This window comes from Novosphingobium sp. BF6, from assembly GCF_058273105.1.
In genome coordinates this window covers 3,153,874-3,176,480 of record NZ_CM177775.1, presented here as the reverse complement: position 1 = coordinate 3,176,480, position 22,607 = coordinate 3,153,874, and the positions used below count along the sequence as shown (strand labels likewise).

General features: G+C 66.9%; 21 protein-coding genes. 14 read left to right on the top strand and 7 right to left on the bottom strand.

All coding sequences use genetic code 11. The features are described 5' to 3' along the window. Positions 1-5: 5 nt before the first annotated feature. Complete coding sequence (locus tag AC4D6D_RS15530) at positions 6-566, top strand: sugar O-acetyltransferase (protein WP_147219433.1); 561 nt, start codon at positions 6-8, stop codon at positions 564-566. Positions 567-576: 10 nt separating this feature from the next. Here the strand turns inward: AC4D6D_RS15530 and AC4D6D_RS15525 are convergent, their stop codons facing one another. Next, positions 577-1,077: a GNAT family N-acetyltransferase gene (locus AC4D6D_RS15525; protein WP_491325985.1), complete on the bottom strand. Its 501-nt coding sequence runs from the start codon at positions 1,075-1,077 to the stop codon at positions 577-579. 12 nt (positions 1,078-1,089) lie between these two features. After that, on the bottom strand, positions 1,090-2,172 hold the full coding sequence (gene aroC / locus AC4D6D_RS15520) for a chorismate synthase (RefSeq protein WP_491325984.1): 1,083 nt from the start codon (positions 2,170-2,172) through the stop codon (positions 1,090-1,092). 95 nt (positions 2,173-2,267) lie between these two features. Between aroC and AC4D6D_RS15515 the strand changes: the two genes are divergently transcribed. Genes AC4D6D_RS15515 through AC4D6D_RS15500 form a run of 4 tightly spaced genes read left to right on the top strand, consistent with a single transcriptional unit; the run spans position 2,268 to position 4,021 of the window. Beyond that, complete coding sequence (locus AC4D6D_RS15515; RefSeq protein WP_147219627.1) at positions 2,268-2,582, top strand: antibiotic biosynthesis monooxygenase family protein; 315 nt, start codon at positions 2,268-2,270, stop codon at positions 2,580-2,582. Continuing rightward, positions 2,579-2,926: an arsenate reductase gene (locus AC4D6D_RS15510; RefSeq protein WP_491325983.1), complete on the top strand. Its 348-nt coding sequence runs from the start codon at positions 2,579-2,581 to the stop codon at positions 2,924-2,926. The genes AC4D6D_RS15515 and AC4D6D_RS15510 overlap by 4 nt, the downstream gene beginning before the upstream one ends. A gap of 37 nt (positions 2,927-2,963) precedes the next feature. Further along, positions 2,964-3,530, top strand: a complete 567-nt coding sequence (gene pnuC, locus AC4D6D_RS15505) for a nicotinamide riboside transporter PnuC (RefSeq protein ID WP_147219436.1) — start codon at positions 2,964-2,966, stop codon at positions 3,528-3,530. Beyond that, entirely contained in the window at positions 3,527-4,021 is a 495-nt protein-coding gene (locus AC4D6D_RS15500) for an ATP/GTP-binding protein (RefSeq protein ID WP_147219437.1), read from the top strand. Before pnuC ends, AC4D6D_RS15500 begins: the two co-directional genes overlap by 4 nt. Before the next feature lie 182 nt (positions 4,022-4,203). On the opposite strand, the gene ubiG is transcribed toward AC4D6D_RS15500, so the two are convergent. Next, positions 4,204-4,953: a bifunctional 2-polyprenyl-6-hydroxyphenol methylase/3-demethylubiquinol 3-O-methyltransferase UbiG gene (ubiG, locus tag AC4D6D_RS15495; protein ID WP_491325982.1), complete on the bottom strand. Its 750-nt coding sequence runs from the start codon at positions 4,951-4,953 to the stop codon at positions 4,204-4,206. A gap of 84 nt (positions 4,954-5,037) precedes the next feature. Here ubiG and AC4D6D_RS15490 point away from each other — a divergent pair, with 84 nt between their 5' ends. Beyond that, positions 5,038-6,297, top strand: coding sequence for an aspartate kinase (locus AC4D6D_RS15490; protein ID WP_491325981.1), 1,260 nt, complete (start codon positions 5,038-5,040; stop codon positions 6,295-6,297). A 378-nt stretch (positions 6,298-6,675) separates the two neighbouring features. Here the strand turns inward: AC4D6D_RS15490 and AC4D6D_RS15485 are convergent, their stop codons facing one another. Beyond that, entirely contained in the window at positions 6,676-8,208 is a 1,533-nt protein-coding gene (locus tag AC4D6D_RS15485) for a catalase (protein ID WP_491325980.1), read from the bottom strand. 221 nt (positions 8,209-8,429) lie between these two features. Between AC4D6D_RS15485 and AC4D6D_RS15480 the strand changes: the two genes are divergently transcribed. The 5 genes from AC4D6D_RS15480 to AC4D6D_RS15460 all read left to right on the top strand — a co-directional run bounded on the left by AC4D6D_RS15480 (position 8,430) and on the right by AC4D6D_RS15460 (position 14,056). Then, on the top strand, positions 8,430-9,452 hold the full coding sequence (locus tag AC4D6D_RS15480; RefSeq protein ID WP_491325979.1) for an NAD(P)H-dependent flavin oxidoreductase: 1,023 nt from the start codon (positions 8,430-8,432) through the stop codon (positions 9,450-9,452). A 3-nt stretch (positions 9,453-9,455) separates the two neighbouring features. After that, on the top strand, positions 9,456-10,310 hold the full coding sequence (gene purU / locus AC4D6D_RS15475; RefSeq protein ID WP_491325978.1) for a formyltetrahydrofolate deformylase: 855 nt from the start codon (positions 9,456-9,458) through the stop codon (positions 10,308-10,310). 96 nt (positions 10,311-10,406) lie between these two features. Beyond that, on the top strand, positions 10,407-10,808 hold the full coding sequence (locus AC4D6D_RS15470) for a VOC family protein (protein ID WP_491325977.1): 402 nt from the start codon (positions 10,407-10,409) through the stop codon (positions 10,806-10,808). A gap of 76 nt (positions 10,809-10,884) precedes the next feature. Then, a complete protein-coding gene (locus AC4D6D_RS15465) occupies positions 10,885-11,757 on the top strand; it encodes a dienelactone hydrolase family protein (RefSeq protein ID WP_491325976.1) in 873 nt (290 codons plus the stop codon). Positions 11,758-11,863: 106 nt separating this feature from the next. After that, on the top strand, positions 11,864-14,056 hold the full coding sequence (locus tag AC4D6D_RS15460) for a transglycosylase domain-containing protein (protein ID WP_491325975.1): 2,193 nt from the start codon (positions 11,864-11,866) through the stop codon (positions 14,054-14,056). Between the two features lie 387 nt (positions 14,057-14,443). Here AC4D6D_RS15460 and AC4D6D_RS15455 read toward each other — a convergent pair whose 3' ends face one another. The 3 genes from AC4D6D_RS15455 to hflK all read right to left on the bottom strand — a co-directional run bounded on the left by AC4D6D_RS15455 (position 14,444) and on the right by hflK (position 18,195). Then, positions 14,444-15,979, bottom strand: coding sequence for a Do family serine endopeptidase (locus AC4D6D_RS15455; RefSeq protein ID WP_186830021.1), 1,536 nt, complete (start codon positions 15,977-15,979; stop codon positions 14,444-14,446). A 127-nt stretch (positions 15,980-16,106) separates the two neighbouring features. Next, positions 16,107-16,946 (bottom strand): protease modulator HflC, encoded by an 840-nt coding sequence (hflC, locus tag AC4D6D_RS15450; protein ID WP_491325974.1) that lies wholly within the window; start codon positions 16,944-16,946, stop codon positions 16,107-16,109. Position 16,947: 1 nt separating this feature from the next. Further along, positions 16,948-18,195 carry a protease modulator HflK gene (gene hflK / locus AC4D6D_RS15445; protein WP_491327261.1) on the bottom strand — a complete coding sequence of 416 codons (1,248 nt, stop codon included), beginning with the start codon at positions 18,193-18,195 and terminating at the stop codon, positions 16,948-16,950. Between the two features lie 167 nt (positions 18,196-18,362). On the opposite strand from hflK, the gene AC4D6D_RS15440 reads away from it, so the two are divergent. Genes AC4D6D_RS15440 through hemH form a run of 3 tightly spaced genes read left to right on the top strand, consistent with a single transcriptional unit; the run spans position 18,363 to position 22,593 of the window. Next, on the top strand, positions 18,363-19,331 hold the full coding sequence (locus AC4D6D_RS15440) for an Mrp/NBP35 family ATP-binding protein (protein WP_491325973.1): 969 nt from the start codon (positions 18,363-18,365) through the stop codon (positions 19,329-19,331). Beyond that, a complete protein-coding gene (locus AC4D6D_RS15435) occupies positions 19,331-21,586 on the top strand; it encodes a xanthine dehydrogenase family protein molybdopterin-binding subunit (protein ID WP_491325972.1) in 2,256 nt (751 codons plus the stop codon). Before AC4D6D_RS15440 ends, AC4D6D_RS15435 begins: the two co-directional genes overlap by 1 nt. Then, a complete protein-coding gene (gene hemH, locus AC4D6D_RS15430) occupies positions 21,586-22,593 on the top strand; it encodes a ferrochelatase (protein ID WP_491325971.1) in 1,008 nt (335 codons plus the stop codon). Before AC4D6D_RS15435 ends, hemH begins: the two co-directional genes overlap by 1 nt. Positions 22,594-22,607: the final 14 nt, after the last annotated feature.

Here is a 22,607-nt window from a genome sequence, read left to right as displayed (position 1 = left end):
GGGGCATGGAGCGTTCGGAAAAGCAGAAGATGCTCGCGGGCGAGCCTTATCATGCGAGCGATCCCGAGATTGCCGCGGACCAGCAGGCGGCGGCGGAATGGATGCACCGTTTCAACCATGCCGGACCGCTCCCTCCCGCCGAGCGCGAGGCTTTGCTGCGCGAGCGTTTCGGCGCGGTCGGTGCGCATTGCGTGATCCGGCCGCCGTTTCATTGCGACTACGGGTTCAACATCAGCCTGGGCAGCGGCGTGTTCCTGAACTTCAACTGCGTCGTGCTCGATGTGGTGGAAGTCGTGATCGGGGATGGCACCCAGATCGGCCCCGGTGTGCAGATACTCACCGCCGATCACCCGCGAGACCCTGCCGAGCGCGCGACCGGTCGTGAATGGGGGCGTCCGATCCGGATCGGGCGCAATGTCTGGATCGGCGGCGGTGCTATCGTCCTGCCCGGCGTCACGGTCGGCGACGATGCAGTGATCGGCGCGGGAAGCGTCGTCACGCGCGACGTGCCGGAAGGCGCGACGGTGGTCGGCAATCCGGCGCGGGTGCGCAGCCCTCTGGACTGACGGAAGGCGCTTACGCGGCGTCGAAGCAGGCGGAGTAGGCGACGGTGCCGGTGGGCGCGGCTCCCGCGAATGCCAGCCTCTGGAAATATTTGGCGGGAACACCGGGATAAGTCAGCGTGGGTGCGCTCGCGAAACCAAAGCGGGCATAGTAGCCCGGGTCGCCCAGCACCACGCAGCCTTGCGCGCCCGCTTCCCGCAATTGTGCAAGCCCTGCCTCGATCAGCCGGGCGCCGATGCCCTGGCGCTGAAAGCGGGGATCGACCGCCACCGGGCCGAGGCCGAACCAGCCCCGATCGTGCCCGTCGATAGTGACGGGCGAAAAGGCGACATGGCCGACGATCGCACCGTCGTCCTCGGCCACCAGTGAGACGGCGAGCATGCCCGAGGCGCGCAGGGCATCGACGATAGCGCCTTCGGTGCCGCTCGAATGCTCGGTCTTGAGGAAGGCGGCGGTCACGACGGCACGGATGGTTGCGGCGTCGCCGTTCCGCTCGGGGCGAAGGGCGATCACCTCAGTCTGCCGTCAGCCGCATTGGCCGCGGTGCAGCAGCTTGTGGTCGGCCAGCACCAGCGCCATCATCGCCTCTACCACCGGCACGCCGCGAATGCCGACGCAGGGGTCGTGGCGGCCCTTGGTGAACAGCTCGGTCGCCTCGCCTTCGCGGTTGATCGTGGGCTGCGGGGTGAGAATCGAGCTGGTCGGCTTGAAGGCCACGCGCACCAGGACCGGCTGGCCGGTCGAGATGCCACCGGCAATCCCTCCGGCGTGGTTGGCGCTGAATTCGGGGCCATTCGTGCCGGGATGCATCGGATCGGCATTCTGTTCGCCGGTCAGGCGTGCGGCGGCGAAACCGTCGCCGATCTCCACGCCCTTCACCGCGTTGATGCCCATCATCGCGGCGGCCAGATCGGCATCGAGCTTGCCGTAGAGCGGCGCGCCCCAACCGGCGGGAACGCCGGTGGCGATGCATTCGACCACGGCGCCGACCGAAGACCCGGCCAGGCGTGCATCGTCGACGATCTTCTCCCAGCGCTTCGCGGCCTCGGCATCGGGGCAGAAGAACGGGTTGTTGCCGATCTCGGCGGCGTCGAAGTTGGTCCTATCGATGGCGTCGCCGCCGATCTCCGAGACATAGGCGAGGATCGTCACTTCCGGGATCACCAGCCGTGCCACGCCGCCTGCCGCCACGCGGCTGGCGGTCTCGCGCGCCGAGCTGCGGCCGCCGCCGCGATAGTCGCGGAAGCCGTACTTGGCGTCATAGGCATAGTCGGCATGGCCGGGGCGATAGGCCTTGGCGACGTCCGAATAGTCTTTCGAGCGCTGGTCGACGTTCTCGATCATCAGCGAGATCGGCGTGCCGGTGGTGCGTTGTACGCCATCTTGGCCTTCGAACACGCCGGAGAGGATGCGGACCTGATCCGGCTCCTGCCGCTGCGTCGTGAACTTCGACTGGCCGGGGCGGCGCGCGTCGAGGAAGGGCTGGATCACGCTCTCGTCGATCGCGAGGCCCGGCGGGCACCCGTCGACGACGGCGCCGATGGCAGGGCCATGGCTCTCGCCCCAGGTGGTGAATCGCAGAAGGCGGCCGAAAGTGTTCACGCTCATGCTCCGCGCCTTGGCGCGCAATCTTCGGATTGTCCAGCATGGGGGTGCGAGTCACATGCTTGCGGAACGATTCGCGAAGGCCCATGAGCGCAGCCATGTTCCTGGTAGTATTCCGCAATCGCAAGCGCGCCGATATCGACGCCGCCGCCTATTCCGCCGATGCCGAGGCCATGGATGCGCTCGCCCGCGCCCAGCCCGGTTTCCTCTCCTTCAAGAGCTACACCAGCGAGGATGGCGAAGTGATCGCGCTGTCCGAGTGGCAGGACGAGGCTGCCGCGCTGGCATGGCGCCGCGTCGCCGCCCATGCCGAAGTGCAGGCCAAGGGCCGCGAGCACTATTACCAGAGCTATACCGCCTTCGCCTGCAACGAACCGCGCGTGCGCCATTTCGAAAGGGAAACCGAATCGTGAGCCTTGAATTCTACGGGATCCCCAACTGCGACACCGTGAAGAAGGCGCGGAAGTGGCTGGAGGCGCGGGGCAGCGACTACACCTTCCACGACTACAAGAAGGAAGGCGCCGACGCCACACGGCTCGAAAAGTGGGTGGCGCAGGCCGGTTGGGAAAAAGTGCTCAACCGCGCCGGGACGACCTTCAAGAAGCTGTCGGAGGAGGACAAGGCCGATATCGATGCCGCCAAGGCGGTGGCGATCATGGCCGCCAACCCCAGTTGCATCAAACGGCCGGTTGTTGAATATCCAGGCGGGCTGCTGGTCGGCTTCAAGGAGCCGGAATGGGAAGCTGCGCTGGGCTGACCAGAGCGACGGGCCGAAAGCGGATGAACCGGGGCACATGAACACGGTCGAATGGGTGGCGGCGGGCCTGGGCCTCGCCAATATCGCGCTGCTGGTGCGGCGCAGCGTGTGGAACTACCCGTTCGGCATGGCGATGGTGGCGCTCTACTTCGTCGTGTTCCGGGAAGCGAGGCTCTACGGCGAGGCGGGGCTGCAGGTGTTCTTCTTCGCCGCGCAAGTCTGGGGCTGGGCGCTCTGGGTGCGCGCGGGCCATGGCGAGAGCCGGGTGCCGGTACGCCGTCTCGGCAATTTCGCAAGGCTGCTCTGGCTGATGGCCACGGCGGCGCTGGCGCTCAACCTCGGCTGGGTCATGCACCGGTTCACCGACGCCTCGCTGCCTTATGCGGACTCGGCCATCGCGGGAGCCAGCATCGCCGCGCAGATCCTGCTCGGCTTCCGCCGCATCGAGAACTGGGTGCTGTGGATCGCGATCGATGTCGCCTCGATCGGTGTGTATCTCTACAAGGAACTCTGGCCGACCGCCGCGCTCTATGTGGTTCTGCTGGCGATGTCGGTGCTGGGCCTGCGCGAATGGATCGCGGCGGAGAAAGCGCAAGCCGCGTGATCACCGTGTGCCTCCACGGTGCCGAAAGCACCGGGAAGTCGGTGCTGGCCGAGCGGCTCGGCTACCCCTGGGTGCCGGAATATGGCCGTACCTACTGCGAGGAGCGCGGCACTGACCTGACGATGGCGGACCTCCTCGCCATTGCCGAGGGCCAGGCCGAGGAAAATCGCAAGGCGATGGCGGCGCGTTCGCCGGTGCTGCTGCTCGATACCGACCAGCTCATGACGGCCGCCTGGGCGCAGATGCTGTTCGGTGAGGTGCCGGATGTGCTGCTGAACTACCCCAAGGCGGACCACTACCTGCTCTTCGCGCCCGACGTTCCCTGGCGGGAGGACGGCACGCGGTTCTTCGGCTCGGACGAGAGGCGCGCGCGCTTTGCCGCGCTGGCCGAGGAAATGCTGGTGCGGGCCGGGGTGCCGTTTTCGCGGGTCGGCGGTTCGTGGGAGGAGCGGGAGTTGCAGGCTCGGGCAATTATTGAAGGTTTGAGGTAGGAAGTCCTGGGGGATGATCCCCCAGACCCTCGGAATGTCGACGCTGCGCCCCACCTATCGGTCGTGCGCTCCTTGCGGCGCAGCCAATATGTCTCCCGACGCAGCCATGGGCGCGCAACGGATAGGTGGCACCCGACCTGGACGGTAATGGGGTGCAGGGGCGATGGCCCCTGCTTTGTCCCTTACTTCTTCCGCGCCGTGGCGATGAAGTTCAGCGAGAGATCGTCCGACAGATGCAGCCCCGCCGTGGGCGACCAGGCGATGCCCTTGGGTTCGCCCAGCACCAGCCCGGCGCCCTCCGCGAGATCGCGCAGTTCGTCGGGCGTGGCGAAGGCATTCCAGTCGTGCGTGCCGCGCGGGACTTTGCCCAGCCTTTCCGCCGCCTCGACCAGCAGAAGACGCGAGGCCGGGGTGCGGTTGGGGCACGAGAGGAACATCAGCCCGTCGTCCGCCAGCGCATCGGCAAGCTGGCCGATGAACAGTGCCTTGTCGGTCACGTGCTCGATCACTTCCAGTGAGCAGACGAGGTCGTAGCCGGAGAGGCCGAGCTGTCCCAGTTCGCCGTGGCGGTAGTCGATGGTGAGACCCATGGCTTCGGCATGGGCGCTGGCTGCCGCGATATTTTCCGCCGCCGCGTCCACGCCCGTCACCGCCGCGCCGAGGCGGGCGAGAGGTTCGCAGAGCAGGCCCGCGCCGCAGCCCGCATCGAGCGCGCGCTTGCCTGCAAGCGGGCGCAGCATGCGCGAGTCGGTGGAGAAATGCCGGTCGATCTCGGCGCGGATAAAGGCCAGACGCACCGGGTTCAGCTTGTGCAGCATGGCCGAGGAACCCTTGGGATCCCACCATTCCGCCGCCAGCGAACCGAAGTGAGCGGCCTCTTTCGGATCGATTGTTGCGCGGGAAGGTGCGTTCGAAGCAGTTGCATTGTCCATCACTCCCCCCTAACAGCGCGCCCGACTCTTATCCACATGCGCATATCTATCTTTGCGCAACAACCGACGGGGAGCAGTGGCACCTTGGCACGTATCGTGATGAAATTCGGCGGCACTTCCATGGCCGGAACCGAGCGAATCCGGCGCGTGGCGGGCATTGTCAAACGCCAGCAGGAAGCGGGCCACGAAGTCGCCGTCGTCGTATCGGCCATGGCCGGCGAGACCGACCGCCTCGTGAACTTCTGCCGCGAAGCCAATGCCCTCTACGATCCGGCGGAATATGACGTGGTCGTCGCTTCGGGCGAGCAGGTCACTTCCGGCCTGCTGGCGCTGACTTTGCAGTCGATGGGCTGCAAGGCGCGTTCGTGGCTCGGCTGGCAACTGCCGATCAAGACCGACGATGCCCACGCCAAGGCGCGTATCGAGGACTTCGATTCGGAAGCGCTGCTGGCCTCGATGGCCGCCGGCGAAATCGCGGTGATCCCCGGTTTTCAGGGCGTTTCGCCCGATAACCGCATCACCACGCTGGGGCGCGGCGGCTCGGACACTTCGGCCGTGGCCGTGGCGGCGGCGGTGAAGGCCGATCGCTGCGACATCTACACCGATGTCGACGGCGTCTACACCACCGACCCGCGTATCGTTGCCAAGGCGCGCAAGCTGCCGCTGGTGACGTATGAAGAAATGCTCGAACTGGCCTCGGTCGGTTCGAAGGTCCTGCAGACCCGCTCCGTCTCGCTGGCCATGAAGGAAAAGGTGCGCGTGCAGGTGCTGTCCTCGTTCATCGACGAGAACGCGCCGGCCGCCGATACCCTGCCCGGCACGATGATCGTGAGCGACGAAGAACTGGAAGGAAGCGACATGGAACGCCAGCTGATCACCGGCATCGCCGCCGACAAGAACGAAGCCAAGGTCACGCTGACCCGCGTGCCCGACCGCCCCGGCGCCGTGGCCGCGATCTTTGCGCCGCTCGCGGAATCGAACATCAACGTCGACATGATCATCCAGAACGTCGCCAAGGACAAAGGCGAGACCGACGTCACCTTCACGGTGCCGCAGGCCGACCTCGTCCGCGCACAGGCGCTGCTGGAAGAGCGCAAGGAATCGATCGGCTACTACCGCATGATCGCCGACAGCAATGTCGCGAAGATCAGCGTCGTCGGCGTCGGCATGCGTAGCCATGCCGGTGTCGCCTCGACGATGTTCAAGACGCTGGCCGATCGCGGCATCAACATCATTGCCATCTCGACCAGCGAGATCAAGGTTTCGGTCCTGATCGATACGGATGAGACCGAACTGGCGGTGCGCGTGCTGCACACGGCTTACGGGCTTGATGCTGCTGCCTGACCCTTCGCCAAGCTCAAGGTGAGCGGGCTTAACAGCTTGAGTTAGAGAAAGGCGGCGCGATGAGCGCCGCCTTTCTCGTTTCCGCGGGAAGAAGTAGAGAATAAGCAGGGGAGCAAAGCCCCCCTGCACCCCCGGTAATGTCTAGGTCACGCGGACCAACTCCGTTGCGCGCCCATGGTGGCGTCGGGAGACCTAATTGGCTGCGCCGCAGGGAGCGCACGAGGAACAGTCGCGCGCGACGCTGACATTCCGAGGGTCTGGGGGATCATCCCCCAGAACTTCTCTTGTTCTTCAACGGGGAAGATCCCGCCCCTCGGGGGAAGGGGCGGGATCGTGGCCGTCGCGAGGGCGGGGGGAGGGAAGGCGACGGCCGGAAGGTCAGTCGGCAGTTTCGGGTTCCGGCGAGAGCGCGGGGTTCACGCTCATGCCCAGTGCCTTGGCCACGCCTTCACCGTAAGCCGGGTGGCAGCGGGTGCAGTTGTCGATGTGCCGCTGCTTGATGAAGTCCGGCGCGTCGCCCATGGCGCGGGCGGTGTTGTCGAACAGGCGCTGCTTCTGGTCGGCGTCGAACAGTTCGAACAGGGCGCGCGGCTGGCTGTAGTAGTCGTGCTCGTCCTCGCGGAAGTTCCAGAAATCGGCGTTACCGTCAATTTTGAGCGGCGGCTCGCGGAACTCGGGCTGGCCCTGCCACTGACCGAACGAGTTCGGGTGGTAGTGGGGCAACCCGCCGTAGTTGCCGTCGACCCGGCCCTGGCCGTCGCGGTGGTTGTTGAACACCGGGCAGCGCGCGGCGTTGACCGGAATCTGGTGGTGGTTGACGCCGAGGCGATAGCGCTGCGCGTCCGAGTAGGCGAAGAGCCGCGCCTGGAGCATCTTGTCCGGCGAGACGCCGATGCCGGGGACGAGGTTCGAGGGCGAGAAGGCGCTCTGTTCCACGTCGGCGAAGAAGTTCTCCGGGTTGCGGTTCAGTTCCATTACGCCGACCTCGATCAGCGGGTAGGTCTTCTGCGACCAGACCTTGGTGAGGTCGAAGGGATGGAAGCCGCAGGTCGCCGCTTCTTCCTCGGCCATGATCTGGACCATGACCTTCCACTTGGGGAATTCGCCGCGCTCGATGGCCTCGTAGAGGTCGCGTTGGTGCGATTCGCGGTCACCGGCCACGACGGCGGCGGCTTCGGCGTCGGTCAGGTGGGCATGGCCCTGCTGGGTCTTGAAGTGCCACTGCACCCAGAAGCGCTCGCCCGCCTCGTTGTAGAACGAGTAGGTGTGGCTGGAGAAGCCGTCCATGTGGCGGTACGACTTGGGAATGCCGCGGTCGCCCATGACGTAGGTGACCTGGTGGAGCGCCTCGGGCAGCAGGGTCCAGAAGTCCCAGTTGTTAGTGGCGCTTCGCATGTTGGTGCGGGGATCGCGCTTCACCGCCTTGTTGAGATCGGCGAAGTGGCGCGGGTCGCGCACGAAGAAGACCGGCGTGTTGTTGCCGACCATGTCCCAGTTGCCTTCTTCGGTGTAGAACTTCACCGCGAAGCCGCGAATGTCGCGCTCGGCATCGGCGGCGCCGCGCTCACCGGCAACGGTGGTGAAGCGGGCGAACAGTTCGGTCTGCTTGCCGGGCTGGAGGAACTTCGCGCGGGTGTACTTCGACATGTCGCCGGTGACGGTGAAGGTGCCGAAGGCGCCCGAACCCTTGGCGTGCATGCGGCGCTCGGGGATCACTTCGCGGTTGAGATTGGCCAGCTTCTCCAGCAGCCAGACGTCCTGCATCAGCAGGGGCCCGCGCGGACCGGCGGTCATCGAGTTGGAAGCGTCGACGACGGGGGCGCCGAAGGCGGTGGTGAGCGGGGTCGGAGTGAGCGAGGTCTCGCCGTGGGCGTAGGGGCACTTGCCGCCGCTAGGTGGGGTCTCGGTCATGGTCTCACTCCTTGTCTGATCGGTATCGGGCTGTTTTTCCCGGCTATGGGAACGGGTTAGCGCGCGGGAGGCGATCGGTGAAACTATACGAAGATGTAAGTGTGATCGGTTCAGGCGATTAGTTAGAGGGAAAGGCTCCGCGGCGGGGACGCTTGTGCGCGGGGCTGTGCCCATCTATGGCGCACGCACATTTTCTCGAATTGCCGGCTATGGGAGCATCGATGGCCACCTCCAAGACTTCCGCACTGATGACGCGCGGACGCGAATTTCTCGGTACCGAATATGCGATCCTGTGCGGCGCCATGTCCTGGGTGTCGGAGCGTAACCTCGTCTCGGCGATCAGCAACGCGGGCGGCTTCGGCGTGATCGCCTGCGGGGCGATGAACCCCGAACTGCTCGACAAGGAAATCGCGGGCACGCGCGCGCTGACCGACAAGCCGTTCGGCGTGAACCTCATCACCATGCACCCGCAGCTGTTCGACCTGATCGCGGTCTGCGCCAGGCACAAGGTCGGCCATGTCGTGCTGGCGGGCGGCATTCCGCCCAAGGGCAGCGTCGAGGCGATCAAGGAATCGGGCGCCAAGGTCATCTGCTTCGCGCCGACGCTGGCGCTGGGCAAGAAGCTGCTGCGCTCGGGCGCGGACGCGCTGGTGATCGAGGGCATGGAAGCGGGCGGCCACATCGGCCCGGTCTCGACTTCGGTGCTGGCGCAGGAAATCCTGCCCGCGCTGGCCGAGGATCACCTAGTCTTCGTGGCGGGCGGCATCGGCCGCGGCGAGGCGATGGCCGGATACCTTGAAATGGGCGCTTCCGGCGTGCAGCTCGGCACCCGCTTTGCCTGCGCCAGCGAATCGATCGCCCACCCGGACTTCAAGAAGGCCTTCTTCCGCGCCAATGCCCGCGACGCCGTGGCCTCGGTGCAGGTCGACCCGCGCCTGCCGGTGATCCCGGTCCGCGCGCTCAAGAACAAGGGCACCGAGGAATTCACCGCCAAGCAGATCGAAGTGGCGCGCCTGCTCGACTCCGGCGAGGTCGACATGGGCGAGGCCCAGCTCAAGATCGAGCACTTCTGGGCCGGTGCCCTGCGCCGCGCGGTGATCGATGGCGACGTCGAGAGCGGCTCGGTCATGGCGGGCCAGTCGGTCGGCATGGTGAGTAAGGAAGAGCCGGTGAGCGAGATCATCGCCGCGCTCATGGCCGAATCCGAGGCCGCGCTCTCCAACCGTTCTGCCTTAGGGACCTGATCGATGGCCGAACCGCTGATCCTCGCGCTCTCCTGCGCCGACCGTCCCGGCATCGTCGCTCGCGTAACGGGCTACCTCGCGCAGGCGGGCGGCAATATTATCGAGGCGCAGCAGTTCAACGACCTTGAGGAAGACAAGTTCTTCATGCGGGTTGCCTTCGATCCGGGCACTGCCGAGCGCGAGGCGTTCAGCGAAGGCTTCGGCGCGATTGCTCACGAATACGGCATGGCGTGGTCGATGACCCGCCGCGACCGGCCGCGCCGGGTGCTGCTGCTGGTCAGCAAATTCGACCACTGCCTGGCCGATCTGCTCTACCGCCAGCGCATCGGCGAAATGCCGATGGAAGTCGTCGGCATCGTCTCCAACCATCCGCGCGAGGCGATCAACTCGCTGATGATCGGGGATTTCCCCTTCCATCACTTGCCGATCACCAAAGATAGCAAGGCCGAGCAGGAAGCGCAGATCCGCGCGCTGGTAGAAGAGACCCGCGCGGAACTGGTGGTCTTGGCGCGCTACATGCAGATCCTCTCGGATGAGATGGCGGCGTTCCTTTCGGGGCGCTGCATCAATATCCACCACTCGTTCCTGCCGGGCTTCAAGGGCGCCAAGCCCTATCACCAGGCCCATGCGCGCGGCGTGAAGATGATCGGCGCGACCGCGCACTACGTCACCGCCGATCTCGACGAAGGCCCGATCATCCATCAGGACGTCGAGGCCGTGACTCATTCGGACACGCCCGAGGACATGGTCCGCAAGGGCCGCGACATCGAGCGCCGGGTGCTGGCCGAAGCCGTGCGTTTGCACCTTGAGGACCGCGTGCTGCTGAACGGTTCGCGCACGGTGGTCTTCCGCAGCTGAGACTTGCGGGGCGGCACGCATCGGTCGATGGTGTCGTCCTAGGAGTTTGTTTGGAAAATCCGCCTGTGGCTGATTTTCTAAGAAGGGAGAGCGGCCATGCCCGTGAGCGGCGTCGATCACGTCAACATCCTCACCGACGATCTCGAAGCGACCGCCTCGTTCTACGAACAGGTCCTCGGCCTTACCCGCAGCCCGAATTCGACGATCGGCAAGGGCACGGACGGGTACTGGATGCGCGACGCGGCGGGCAGCGCCATCGTCCATCTCGTGGACCGTACTACCACCGGAAACCGCTACGAGGCCTATCGTCCCGGCCAGCCGACCAACGCACTCCACCACTTCGCCCTGCGCTGCACCGGCTTTGCCGAGACCGTGGCGAAGATCGAGCAACTCGGCCTTGCGCACCGCGTGGCCGAGCATCCCGCGCTGGGGCTGCGGCAGGTTTTCCTGGTCGATCCCAATGCGGTGAATCTGGAACTGAACTTCGCGGGCAATTGAAAGGCTCGCCATCCTGCTCCCGGTTCGGTAGCCTTGCGGCAACAAGCTGACTTTCCAGAGACCGGAGCGCCTTTCGATGTGCGATGACTTCACGGCGGAGGCCGAAGACGCCAACCTTGCCCGGCGCGGGCTGGACCGGCGCGCTTTCACGGCGCTCGGCGCGAGTGCCGCGCTCGCCGGATGCGCGGGGATCATGAAGACGCACCCCGCCAATTCGGTGCAGGAGCGTATGGTCTCGATCACCACGGCAGACGGCGTGGCCGATGCGTTTTTCGTTCATCCCGCCAAGGGCGCCCATCCCGGCGTGATCCTCTGGCCGGATATCGCGGGTCTGCGCGAGGCCAAGAAGATCATGGCCCGGACGCTGGCGGCGGAGGGCTATGCGGTGCTCGTCGTCAATCCCTACTATCGCGGGCAGCCCGCCCCGGTCTTCGAGAGCTTCGCCGGTTTCCGCACTCCGGAAGGGCAGGCCAAGGTTGAACCCCTGCGTGCCGCGCTCACGCCCGAGGCGATCACCCGCGACGCCAAGGCTTATGTCGCTTTCCTCGACGACCAGAAAGCGGTCGATACGAAGCGCGGGATCGGCTCGAACGGCTATTGCATGGGCGGGCCGTTCACCGTGCGCACGGCGGCGGCAGTGCCCGGCCGGGTACGCGCGGCGGCCTCGTTCCACGGTGCGGGACTGGCGACTGACAAGCCGGACAGCCCGCACCGCCTGCTCGCCAGCACCCGCGCCTCCTATCTCTTCGCCATCGCCCGCAACGACGATGCCAAGCAGCCCGTGCAGAAGGCGGAGTTGAAGAATGCCGCTGCCGCCGCCGGGCGCCCGGCCGAAGTGGAAGTCTATCCTGCCGACCACGGCTGGTGCGTGCCCGATTCTCCGGCGTGGGACCCGGACGCGGCGGACAAGGCCTGGCAGCGGATGCTGGCCCTCTACGCGACGCTGTAGCGCGGCGTTTGTCATCGGCTCGTTAACTGCGGGTTACAATAGCCGCGTCCACGGTGTAGGAAGCGCTCGGGCCGCTCGGCCTGCTTAAGGGATTTGTACCTAGAAAATGGCCAATGATTCCGGCCGGCGCCGCTCGACCAGCGGGCCTTCCTCTCCTGCCAAGAAGAAACCTCTCTGGCGCCGAATCGTTCGCGGCGTCCTGATCTGGGGTTCCGCTCTCGTCGTTCTGGGCGTGATTTTCCTGGGCACCGCCGTCGTCTTCACGATGAGCGAGCTGCCGGAATATAACTCGCTCAAGAGCGGCCAGAACGGCCAGATGATCGTCGTGCGCGCGCGCGACGGCACCGAACTCGTCTCGCTCGGGCCGAGTTATGGCAAGTGGCTGAGTTACGACCAGATTCCCGAAGTGATGAAGGGCGCCATGGTTTCCGTGGAAGACCGCCGCTTCCGCGAGCACATCGGCGTCGATGCGCTGGGCCTGCTGCGCGCCGTTTACGTCTCGACGACGACGGGCGGCCGCGCCAAGGCGACTTCCACGATCACCCAGCAGCTCGCGCGCAACGTGTTCCTGAACAACAGCCGCTCCTTCACGCGCAAGGCGCGCGAGGCGGTACTGGCGCTGGCGCTGGAGCGCAAGTTCAGCAAGGACCAGATCCTCGAACTCTACCTCAACAAGGTCTACTTCGGCGGCGGCGCCTATGGCATCGACGCGGCCAGCCGCAAGTTCTTCGGCCACCCGGCCACCGAGCTTTCGACCGCCGAGGCGGCGATCATCGCCGGTCTCGTGAAGGCACCGTCGAACTATTCGCCGACCGCCGACGTCGAGGCGGCCAAGGATCGCGGCGAAGTCGTGCTGGGCCTGATGGTCAAGAACGGCGCGATTTCGCAGTCCGAAGCCGACCAGGCCGACATCGCCGACGTCAAGGTCGTGAAGGAAAAGGGCCAGAACGCGGTCCGCTACTTCACCGACTGGGCGTTGCCCCAGCTCGACATGCTGCTGCCCGAAACCAACGAGCCGATCGAGGTCTGGACCACGCTCGACCCGAAGATGCAGCAGGCGGCGACCAACGCGATCACCGCCAATGCGCCCAAGGGCGCGCAAGGCGCGCTCGTCAGCCTCGACCGCGACGGTGCGGTGCTGGCAATGGTCGGCGGCACCGACTACGTGAATTCGAACTACAACCGCGCCACCACCGCGCTGCGCCAGCCCGGCTCGGCGTGGAAGTTGTTCGTGTACCTTTCGGCGTTCGAAGCGGGCTACACCCCAGATGATCGCGTGGTCGACGAGCCGGTGACGATCGACGGCTGGAGCCCGCAGAACGACGGCCGCAACTTCGCCGGCCAGATCGATATCCGCACCGCCTTCGCCTATTCGAAGAACACCATCGCCGCGCAGCTCGGCAATGAGGTGGGCTTCGGCACGGTCGCCTCGATGGCGCGCCGCTTCGGCATTTCCACCCCGATCAACACCAAGCCCGCCATGGTGCTGGGCACCTCCGAAGTCCACGTCATCGACATGACCCGCGCCTTCGCGGCGATCTCGGCGGGCGGCACTTCGGTGGAGCCTTACGGCATCGTCAAGGTGACGGCGGCCTCGGGCGAAGTGCTCTACGAGCATAAGTCGACGCGGGGTCAGGTGCTGGTGCCGCCCAATGTCGCGGCGGGGATCACCGACCTGCTCCAGACCACTGTCGCCACCGGCACGGGGCGCGCCGCGCAGATCGGCCGTCCGGTCGCGGGCAAGACCGGGACGACCAGCTCGAACAAGGACGGCTGGTTCCTCGGCTTCTCCAGCGGCATCACTACCGGCGTGTGGATGGGCCGCGACGATGCCCGTCCGGTGCCCGGCCTCTCGGGCGGCCATGCCCCCGCGCGCGCTTTCTCCGACTACATGAAGGTCGCCGTGGCCAAGCGTCCGGTCGAGCAGTTCCAGACGGAAGTGAAACTGCCCGAGTGGCAGCTCGAACCCGACGACGAGGCGATGCAGGGCAATCCCGACGACTATTACTACGTCGACGAGAACGGCAATATCGTGCGGCCGGAAGGCGGCGCGCAAGCGCCCGAGGGTCAGCCGCGCTACGAGGACGGCACCACGGGGCCGGGCTCGGGTCCGGGCCAGCCGCAGATGCCGGACTACGGCCCCGGCCAAGCGCCCCCGGCGGCGAACGAGGATTTCCTCGACCGCGCCACCGGCCGCTCGCGCAGCGACGATCCGGGGCTGCGGGCGGGGCAGGGGCTGGGGAATCGCCAGAGCGCGCCCGGCCCGCGTCCGACACCGAGCCGCACGCCGGGCGACTGATCCCGACGTTGAGGTGAAATGAAAACGCCCGCTGAGTGTCTCGGCGGGCGTTTTTCGTTGCGGGCACTCTGCATCTCAGTTGCAGGCCTTCACATCCTATCCGTCGTCCCGCGAAGGCGGGGGCCCCGCTTTCTTTTGAAGCACGTAGAGACGCGGAGATGCAGAGAGGTCGGGGGCGATGCTGCACGGCAGCTCTGAGTCTTCGCGTCTCTGCGTGAAACTGAAAAGCGGGGCCCCCGCCTTCGCGGGGGCGACGGGGAGTGGGAGTTCGGTTGGATGGCTTCTCCTCTCCGCCCCGCTCATCCTGAGCTTGCCCGAAGCATGCAAAAGAAAACGCCCGCCGGATCGCTCCGGCGGGCGTTTCTCATGATCGCTGCTGGCTGAATATCAGCGCAGACGAACCGGCATGTAGACCGCCTGCTGGCCACGCGGCTGGATGCGCAGCAGGATTGCCGAGCGACCGTCGGCCTTGGCGGCCTTGATCGCGTTCTCCAGGTCGGCCTGCGTCGTCACCGGCGCATTGTTGGCCGAGAGGATCACGAAGCCGCGGGCGAGGCCCTTCTGCCCGGCGTCGGAGCTGGGATCGACACCCACGATCACCAGACCGCGCGTGCCTTCCGCCGCGCCGATCTGGCGGGCGATCTGCGGCGTCAGTGGCGTGACCGAGAGGCCCAGCGACTTCTGCACGGCGCTTTCGCCCTGCTGCTTCGGCGGGTTGTTGAAGGCATCGCCGTCCTGGTCAGTGCTGGGATCGAAGCTCTGCTGAAGCTCGTCGTCGGACGGACGCTTGGCGACGGTGGCGGTCAGCGTCTGGCGGCGGCCGTTGCGGATCAGCTCGATCGGGATGCGGGTGCCCGGCGCGGTGTTGGCGACGAGGAACGAGAGCGTCTGGTCACGCGTCACTTCCTTGCCGTTCACCTTCACCACGACGTCGCCCGCCTGGATGCCGGCCTTGGCGCCCGCACCGTCGGGAACGACGCTCTGGATGAACTCGCCCTTGTTGTGCTCCAGCCCCATCGAATCCGCGAGGTCTTCGTTGAGCTGCTGGATGGTCACGCCGAGGTAGCCGCGCTCGATCGCCTGGCCCTTCATCAGCTTTTCGACGATCGGCGAGGCGATCTCGGCCGGAATCGAGAAGCCGATGCCGACACTGCCGCCGGTGGGCGAGAAGATCGCGTTGTTGATGCCGATCACCTGGCCGTTCATGTCGAACATCGGGCCGCCCGAGTTGCCGCGGTTGATCGAGGCGTCGGTCTGGAGATAGCGGTCATAGGCGCCGCCCGCGCCGGTGTTGCGGTAGACGGCCGAGATGATGCCCGCCGTCACGGTGCCGCCGAGACCGAAGGGATTGCCGATCGCCAGCACCCAGTCGCCCACGCGGGCCTTCGAGCTGTCGCCGAACTTCACGAAGGGCAGCGGCTTGGAGGCGGTGATCTTGAGCACCGCAAGGTCCGATTGCGCGTCCTTGCCGATCAGCTTGGCCGGGTACTCGGTGCCGTCGGGCATGATGACGGTGATCGATTCGATCTCGCCCTTGCCCTCGGCCGTGATGACGTGGTTGTTGGTGACGATGTAGCCGTCCGCCGAAACGATGAAGCCCGAGCCGAGCGACTGGGCCTCGCGGGTCTGCGGGGTGCCGCTGCCACCGCCGCCGAACAGGCCTTCGAACGGCGTCCCGGCAAAGGGATTGTTGCCGCCGCCGGCCACCTGCACGCGCTGGCGGGTCGAGATGTTGACCACCGCAGGCTGAAGCTGCTCGGTCAGGTCGGCGAAGCTGGCCGGGGCACCGGCGCGGGGCGCCACGCGGGCCATCTGGCTGGCTTCGTTCTGGGCGACCTGGGCTCCGGCGGGGAAGCCTGTCACCAAAGTGGCGGTCGCGCCCCCCAGCAGGAGCGCTGTGGTCAGTCCATAAGCGTATCGCACGGGCTTCACGTCCTTTGATTCCTTCAATCTTGGCAGTGCTGCGGAACTCTCCGCCGTCCGTTCCCGATTGAACCCTCAAGAGCTTAACCGGGTTTGAATAGACGGCCAATTCAGCGCCTGGAGTCGGTTAGGGTTCCCTGAAGTGATTGAGATAGGCGTTATTGGGCGAGAGCAGGATCGTCTTTTCCGTATCCCCCTTGCCGAAGGTCACCGAATAGCTCTGCATCGAGCGGTAGAAGTCGTAGAACTTCGGATCCTTGCCGAAGCTTTCCGCATAGATCTTGGCGGCCTGTGCCTCGGCTTCGGCCTGGATGATCTGCGCGTCCTTCTGGCCCTGCGCGGCGATCGTGCGCGATTCCTCGGTGCGCGCCGCCTGCATGCGGGTGAAGGCGCTTTCGAGGGCGCCTTCGGGAAGGTCGGCGCGCTTGATCCGCACGTCCACCACCTGGGCGCCATATTCCCGCGCCTCGCGGTCGAGCCCGTCGCGGATGTTCTCCATGGCCTTGCCGCGCTCGGCGGTGAGCAGGGATTCGAAGGTGCGCTTGCCCAGTTCCTGGCGCAGGACCGAGGAGAGGATCGGTTCGAGCTGCTCGGTCACGCGCTCGGTGGTTCCGGCGGTCTCGACCATCTTGATCGGATCGATGATGCGATAGCGGGCGTAGGCATCGACGTTCAGGCGCAGCTGGTCGGTGGAGAGCACCTGCTGCTGCTGCATGTCCAGCGAGAGCAGGCGCTTGTCGATGCGGATCACCCGGTCGACCACCGGGATGCGGAAGTGCACGCCCGCGCCGGTGCTGCCGTAGTCGGCCTTGGGGTTGAACTGGTTGTAGACCGCCACCGGACGCCCGGTGCGGACCACGACGGCCTGCTCGGTTTCGGGAACCACGATGACGCTCAGCATGAGCGCCACCAGCGCCGCGCCGCCGAGGCTCAGGGGAACCCTGTAGTCCTGCCAGAAGCTGCTCATCTTACTGGCCTCCCTTGGCGGCAGGGGTCGCGGTCGCGGTGCCGGTTGCGGTTCCGGCAGGAACGGTCACCACGGTCTCGTCGCTGGCGCGCGGGCGGCGCTTCACTTCGGGCAGGGGCAGGTAGGACGTCATGTTGCTGGAATCGCTGACGACCACATCGTTGTCGCGCAGCACGCTCTCCATCGTTTCGTAATACATGCGGCGGCGCGTCACTTCGGGCGCCAGCTTGTACTGTTCGTAGACCTTGTCGAACGAGGCCGAGGCACCCTGGGCGCGGGCCAGCGTCTGCTGCGCCCAGGCACGGGCCTTGGAGCGGTCGCGGTCGGCTTCCTGCTGGGCGACGTTGACCTGGTCGAAGGCCTCGCGGGTCTTGGCCGGCGGGTCCGCCTTCTTGATCTCCACGCCCTGGATCGAGACCCCGGCGCGATACTGGTCGAGAATGCGCTGGGTGCGCTCGCGCACGTCCTGTTCCACCGCCGCGCGACCGGCGCCGGAAAGCGCCTGGTTCAGCGTGACCTGCGCGATCGAGGCGCGCATCGCCGCTTCCGCCACTTCTCGCACCGTCTCCTTCGGATCGGTCAGGCGGAAGTTGTAATCCTTCAGGTTCTTGATGTTCCAGCGCACCAGATAGCTGAGGTCGACAAGGTTCTTGTCGCTCGTCAGCATTAGCTTCTCGCCTTCGCCATCGGGGATGGAGTCAACGTTGAAGCTGCGTACGTCGGTCACGTCCACGGATTCGATCGGCCAGGGCAGGGTCAGCGAGAGGCCGGAATCGATGGTCCGCGAATAGCCGCCGAGCCGGGTGACGATGCCCTGGTCCTTTGGACCGAGCATGTGCACCATCGAAATGCCGAGAACCGCCACGACCGCGACGCCGATGCCGAGCGGCAGCCACGACTTGCCGTCCGGGCGGCGCGGGATATTGGGAAAACCGCCGCCGAAACCGCCGCCTCCGCCGCCGCCGCTGGGGCGGCGCGGGTCGCGCGGGCGGAAGATGTCGTCGAGACCGGCCGAACGGCGCGGCGGGGTGTCGCCACTGGGCAGCCAGGGGTTGCGGGGACCACCCTTGCGGTCGCCGGGGCGGTCGGCAGGCCGCTCTTCCGGCTTGCGATCCGGGCTTTCGCTCTTCCCGCCATCCTTCTCTTCGCCATCCTCGGGAGCGCTTTTGTCAGGCTCTCCGCCTGAATCTCCGGGCGAACCCCCGTCCGAGTTCCCGCCGCCGCCCCAGGGGCTCTGGCGCCCGCTCATGGCAAGACCTTCGGGCGAGATTGCATCACCAATTGCTTTCATATGTTTATCTATAGGTGCGCTATTCGCACAAAAACAGTGCCTCTCTTGCCCTTTTTCGCGCAGTGCTCCACCTGAACCGCAAATTCCCCCTCCCTCCCTCCATGCAAGTTCTGGAAAAGGATCCGATGACAAGTCCCGATGCCGATCGACTGAAAGCACTCCTGCCGGTCGAGGTGGCCCAGAGGGTGCAGTCGCTGCGGCTAAGCGACGGCACGGCGAGCGTGGTGATCGATGCTACCGGCCTTTCCGTGCAGGACCGCGCGGGGCTGGAACAGGTGGTTTCCGGCGCCTTCCAAGGCCAGCCGGACATTGCCGAGGTGCGCGTGGCGATCATGGCAGACAAGCCGGTGCGGCGCATCCTGGCGGTGGGATCGGGCAAGGGCGGGGTCGGCAAGTCGACGCTGGCAGCCAATCTCGCGGTGGCGCTCTCGCGCATGGGGCGCAAGGTCGGGCTGGTCGATGCGGACATCTACGGACCCTCGCAGGCGCGCCTGCTCGGCACCGAAGGGCAGCGCCCGGTCGCGCATGAAAGCCGCCTGGTTCCCGTCGCCAGCCAGTTCGGCGTGCCGGTGCTGTCGATGGCCAACCTGCTGGAGCCGGGGCAGGCGATCGCCTGGCGCGGGCCGATGGTGGCGGGCGCTCTCACCAAGATGCTCGAAGGGCACTGGGATAATGCCGAGATTGTGGTGGTGGACCTGCCGCCCGGCACCGGCGACGTCCAGCTGACCATGCTCCAGAAATTCAAGCCGGCCGGCGCGGTAATCGTCTCGACGCCGCAGGACCTCGCGCTGATGGATGCCACCCGCGCGGTCGAGCTGTTCGAGAAGAGCGGCGTGCCGGTGGTCGGCGTGGTCGAAAACATGGCGGGCTATGCCTGCCCGCACTGCGGCGAAGTGAGCGATCCCTTCGGTGTGGGCGGGGCCGAGGCGGCGGCGAAGGACATGGGACAGACCTTCCTCGGCCGCATCCCGCTCGACATCGTCATTCGCCGCGACAGCGACGCGGGCAAGCCGCCCGCGGCCGGGGACGGCCCGCAGGCCGAGGCTTTCGCCGCGCTCGCCGCCCAGGTTTCGGACTGGCTGGACACGCATTGATGGCTTTGTCGCGCCGGGGAATCCTTGTCGGCGCATTGGCGGGTGGCGGGCTGGCGGTGGGATACCTGCTGCGCCCGCGCCGCTTTCCGCTGCCGCTCGAACCCGGCCGCGACGAATATGCCTTCGGCGCCTGGATCAAGATCGCGGCGGACGGCGTGGTCAGCGTCGCCGTGCCGCAAGTCGAGATGGGGCAGGGGGTGACGACGCTCCTGCCGCAGTTCGTCGCCCACGAACTCGGGGCGGACTGGCGGCAGGTGGCGGTCGAGCCGGCGCCGGTGAGCGCGCTCTATGCCAATGCCGTACTGGCCGCGAAGTGGGCGCCGCTGTGGATGCCCTTCATGCCGGGCCTCGCCGAAGCTCCGGACGGCATGATCGCCGGGCGCTGGGCCGAGGATCACCGCTTCAACGTCACTGCCGACGGCACTTCGCTGGCCGCCTACGAGGAACCGGCCCGCGCCGCCGCCGCCTCGGCCCGCGCGCTGCTGGTCCAGGCCGCCGCGGCGCGCTGGAAGGTGGCGGCGGAGGAGTGCGAGGTCTTGGGCGGCCTCGTCATCCACGGCGAACAGCGCCTGAACTTCGGCCCGCTCGCGGCGGAGGCGGCCACGTTCTCCCCGCCCGATCCGCCGCCGCTGCGCCCGGAACCGATGGCCGAGAAGCCGGGTGAGTTCCCGCCGGGCGCGCCCTTGCGCTACCCGCGCCTCGACCTGCCGTCGAAAGTGGACGGATCGTGGACCTTCGCGGGCGACGTGCGCCTGCCCGACATGCTGCGCGCGGCAATCCGCCATGCGCCGATCGGCAAGGCCACGGTCTCGGGCTTAGACGAGAACGCTGCCAAAGGTCTGCGCGGCTTCCTGCGCTTCGTGCAGGGACCGGACTGGGTGGCGGCGCTGGCGCAGGACTGGTGGACGGCGGAAACCGCACTCACCCGCGCCGCCCCACGCTTCCGCGTCGCGCGCGGCAGCGACAGCGGCGAGATCGACGGCGCGCTGGACGAGGCCATTGCGCATGGTTCGCCCACCCGCGTCCACCTTGCGGGCGATGCGGGCGCTCTCGAAGGCGCGCTGCCGCTCCAGATCCGCTACGAAGTCGCTCCGGCGGTCCACGCGAGCATCGAGACCGCCAGTGCCACCGCGCGCCTGGAAAACGGCCGCCTCGAACTCTGGATCGGAACCCAGGCGCCCGAGGCCGCCCGTGCAGCGGCTGCCGAAGCGCTGGGGATGCGCGGGGCGGATGTCGTGCTCTATCCGATGCCGATCGGCGGCAGTTTCGACCGGCGGCTGGAATGCGCTCATGCCGCTCGGGTCGCTGTCCTCGCGAAGGAAGCGGGTCGTCCGGTGCAACTCACCTATTCGCGGCGGCAGGAGCATTTCGCGACTTTCCCCCGCGCGCCCGCCGTCGCCGTGATGGCCGCCCGCCCCGACGCCGAGGGCAGGCCGACAAGCTGGCGCGCCCGCATCGCCGCACCCGCCACCGCGCGCGAATTCGGCCGCCGCATGTTCGCGGGCGATGCCCCGTTCGATGCGCTCGACGCCGTGGCCGGGACCGCCGATCCGATGGCGGTGGAAGGCGCGATCCCCGCCTATGCCGTGGCCAATCTCGCCGTCGACCACATTCCCGCCGCGATCGGCCTGCCGACCGGGCGGATGCGCGGCAATGCCCATGGCTACACCGCCTTTTTCACCGAGAGCTTCGTGGACGAACTCGCCCATCAGGCCAGTCGCGAGCCGCTGTCCTTCCGCATGGCGATGCTCGGCCACGACCCGCGCCTCGCCGAGTGCCTCCAGCGCGCCGCCAGCCTCGCGCAGTGGGGCGGGGGCGGCGACAATAGCGGGCAGGGCATCGCCTGCCACGTCATCGGCGAGGGCCGCATCGCCGTGGTCGCCAGCGCCCGCCGCGACGAAAACGGCGTCCGGGTGGACAAGCTGAGCGCCGTCGCCGACATCGGCCGCATCGTGAACTTCGACATTGCCCGCCAGCAGATCGAGGGCGGTCTGGTCTTCGGCCTCGGCCTCGCACTCGGATGCAGCCCGAACTACGCGGGCGGCAGGCCGGATGGCGAGCGGCTCTCCGACCTCGCCCTGCCGACGCTGGGGGACTGTCCGGAAATCGAGGTCGATTTCATCGAAAGCACTGCCGACCCTGCCGATCCGGGGGAACTCGGCACCACCGTCGTTGCGCCTGCCGTCGCCAATGCGCTCTATTCGGCAACCGGACTTCGTTTCCGGCGTTTGCCGCTCTTTGCCGAGGATATGTAATGCCCGTCCGTGAACAGCCTTCCGCCCGAACCGGCGGGAACGGCGTCCTTCTCGTCAACCTCGGTACGCCGGACGCGCCCACGGCCCCGGCGGTGCGGCGCTATCTCGCGGAATTCCTGTCCGACCCGCGCGTGGTCGAAATCCCGGCGATCGCCTGGAAGCCGATCCTTCACGGCGTGATCCTGCGCACCCGCCCGGCCAAGTCCGCCCATGCCTACCGGCAGGTCTGGACCGACGAGGGTTCGCCGCTCGCCGCGATCACCCGCGCGCAGGCGGTGCGTTTGCAGGACCTGCTGGGTACGCGCGCAAGGGTCGATTGGGCGATGCGCTACGGTAATCCCTCGATCCCCTCGCGGCTCCAGGCGATGAAGGATGCCGGGTGCGACCGGATTCTGATCGCACCGCTCTATCCGCACTATTCGGGGGCGACGACCGCCTCGGTCATGGACAAGCTGGGCGATGCGCTGGCGACGATGCGCGCCCAGCCCGCGATCCGCACCCTGCCGCCCTACTTCGACGACCCCGCCTATATCGGCGCGCTGGAAAGCGACCTCCTGCGCCAGATCGAGGCGCTGGACTTCGTTCCCGAAGTGCTGCTGCTCTCCTATCACGGCATGCCCCAGCGCACGGCGGACCTCGGCGATCCCTATTACCGGCACTGCCTGGAAACCTCGCGCCTGCTGACCGGGCGGCTCGCGCAGCGCCGTCCGGAGCTAAGGATCGAGACCAGCTTCCAGTCGCGCTTCGGCCGGGCCAAGTGGCTGGAGCCTTCCACCGAGGATGTGCTGGCCCGTGAAGCGAAGGCCGGAACGCGGCGCATGGCGGTGGCGGCGCCGGGCTTTTCGGCGGACTGCGTGGAAACGCTTGAAGAACTCGCGATTCGCGGGGCGGAAGTCTTCGCGGAAGCGGGCGGCGAGCGCCTCGCCGTGCTCGCCTGCCTGAACGACGGCGCGGCGGGAATGGACATGCTGCAAACGCTTGTAACGCGGGAGCTTTCCGGATGGTAACAAGGATTTAACCA

Coding starts and splice junctions, on each gene's coding strand:
- AC4D6D_RS15530 (WP_147219433.1), top strand. CDS start 6: ATGGAGCGTTCGGAAAAGCAGAAGATGCTCGCGGGCGAGCCTTATCAT.
- aroC (WP_491325984.1), bottom strand. CDS start 2,172: ATGAGCGTGAACACTTTCGGCCGCCTTCTGCGATTCACCACCTGGGGC.
- AC4D6D_RS15515 (WP_147219627.1), top strand. CDS start 2,268: ATGTTCCTGGTAGTATTCCGCAATCGCAAGCGCGCCGATATCGACGCC.
- pnuC (WP_147219436.1), top strand. CDS start 2,964: ATGAACACGGTCGAATGGGTGGCGGCGGGCCTGGGCCTCGCCAATATC.
- ubiG (WP_491325982.1), bottom strand. CDS start 4,953: ATGGACAATGCAACTGCTTCGAACGCACCTTCCCGCGCAACAATCGAT.
- AC4D6D_RS15485 (WP_491325980.1), bottom strand. CDS start 8,208: ATGACCGAGACCCCACCTAGCGGCGGCAAGTGCCCCTACGCCCACGGC.
- AC4D6D_RS15480 (WP_491325979.1), top strand. CDS start 8,430: ATGGCCACCTCCAAGACTTCCGCACTGATGACGCGCGGACGCGAATTT.
- purU (WP_491325978.1), top strand. CDS start 9,456: ATGGCCGAACCGCTGATCCTCGCGCTCTCCTGCGCCGACCGTCCCGGC.
- AC4D6D_RS15470 (WP_491325977.1), top strand. CDS start 10,407: ATGCCCGTGAGCGGCGTCGATCACGTCAACATCCTCACCGACGATCTC.
- AC4D6D_RS15465 (WP_491325976.1), top strand. CDS start 10,885: ATGTGCGATGACTTCACGGCGGAGGCCGAAGACGCCAACCTTGCCCGG.
- AC4D6D_RS15460 (WP_491325975.1), top strand. CDS start 11,864: ATGGCCAATGATTCCGGCCGGCGCCGCTCGACCAGCGGGCCTTCCTCT.
- hflC (WP_491325974.1), bottom strand. CDS start 16,946: ATGAGCAGCTTCTGGCAGGACTACAGGGTTCCCCTGAGCCTCGGCGGC.
- hflK (WP_491327261.1), bottom strand. CDS start 18,195: ATGAGCGGGCGCCAGAGCCCCTGGGGCGGCGGCGGGAACTCGGACGGG.
- AC4D6D_RS15440 (WP_491325973.1), top strand. CDS start 18,363: ATGACAAGTCCCGATGCCGATCGACTGAAAGCACTCCTGCCGGTCGAG.
- AC4D6D_RS15435 (WP_491325972.1), top strand. CDS start 19,331: ATGGCTTTGTCGCGCCGGGGAATCCTTGTCGGCGCATTGGCGGGTGGC.
- hemH (WP_491325971.1), top strand. CDS start 21,586: ATGCCCGTCCGTGAACAGCCTTCCGCCCGAACCGGCGGGAACGGCGTC.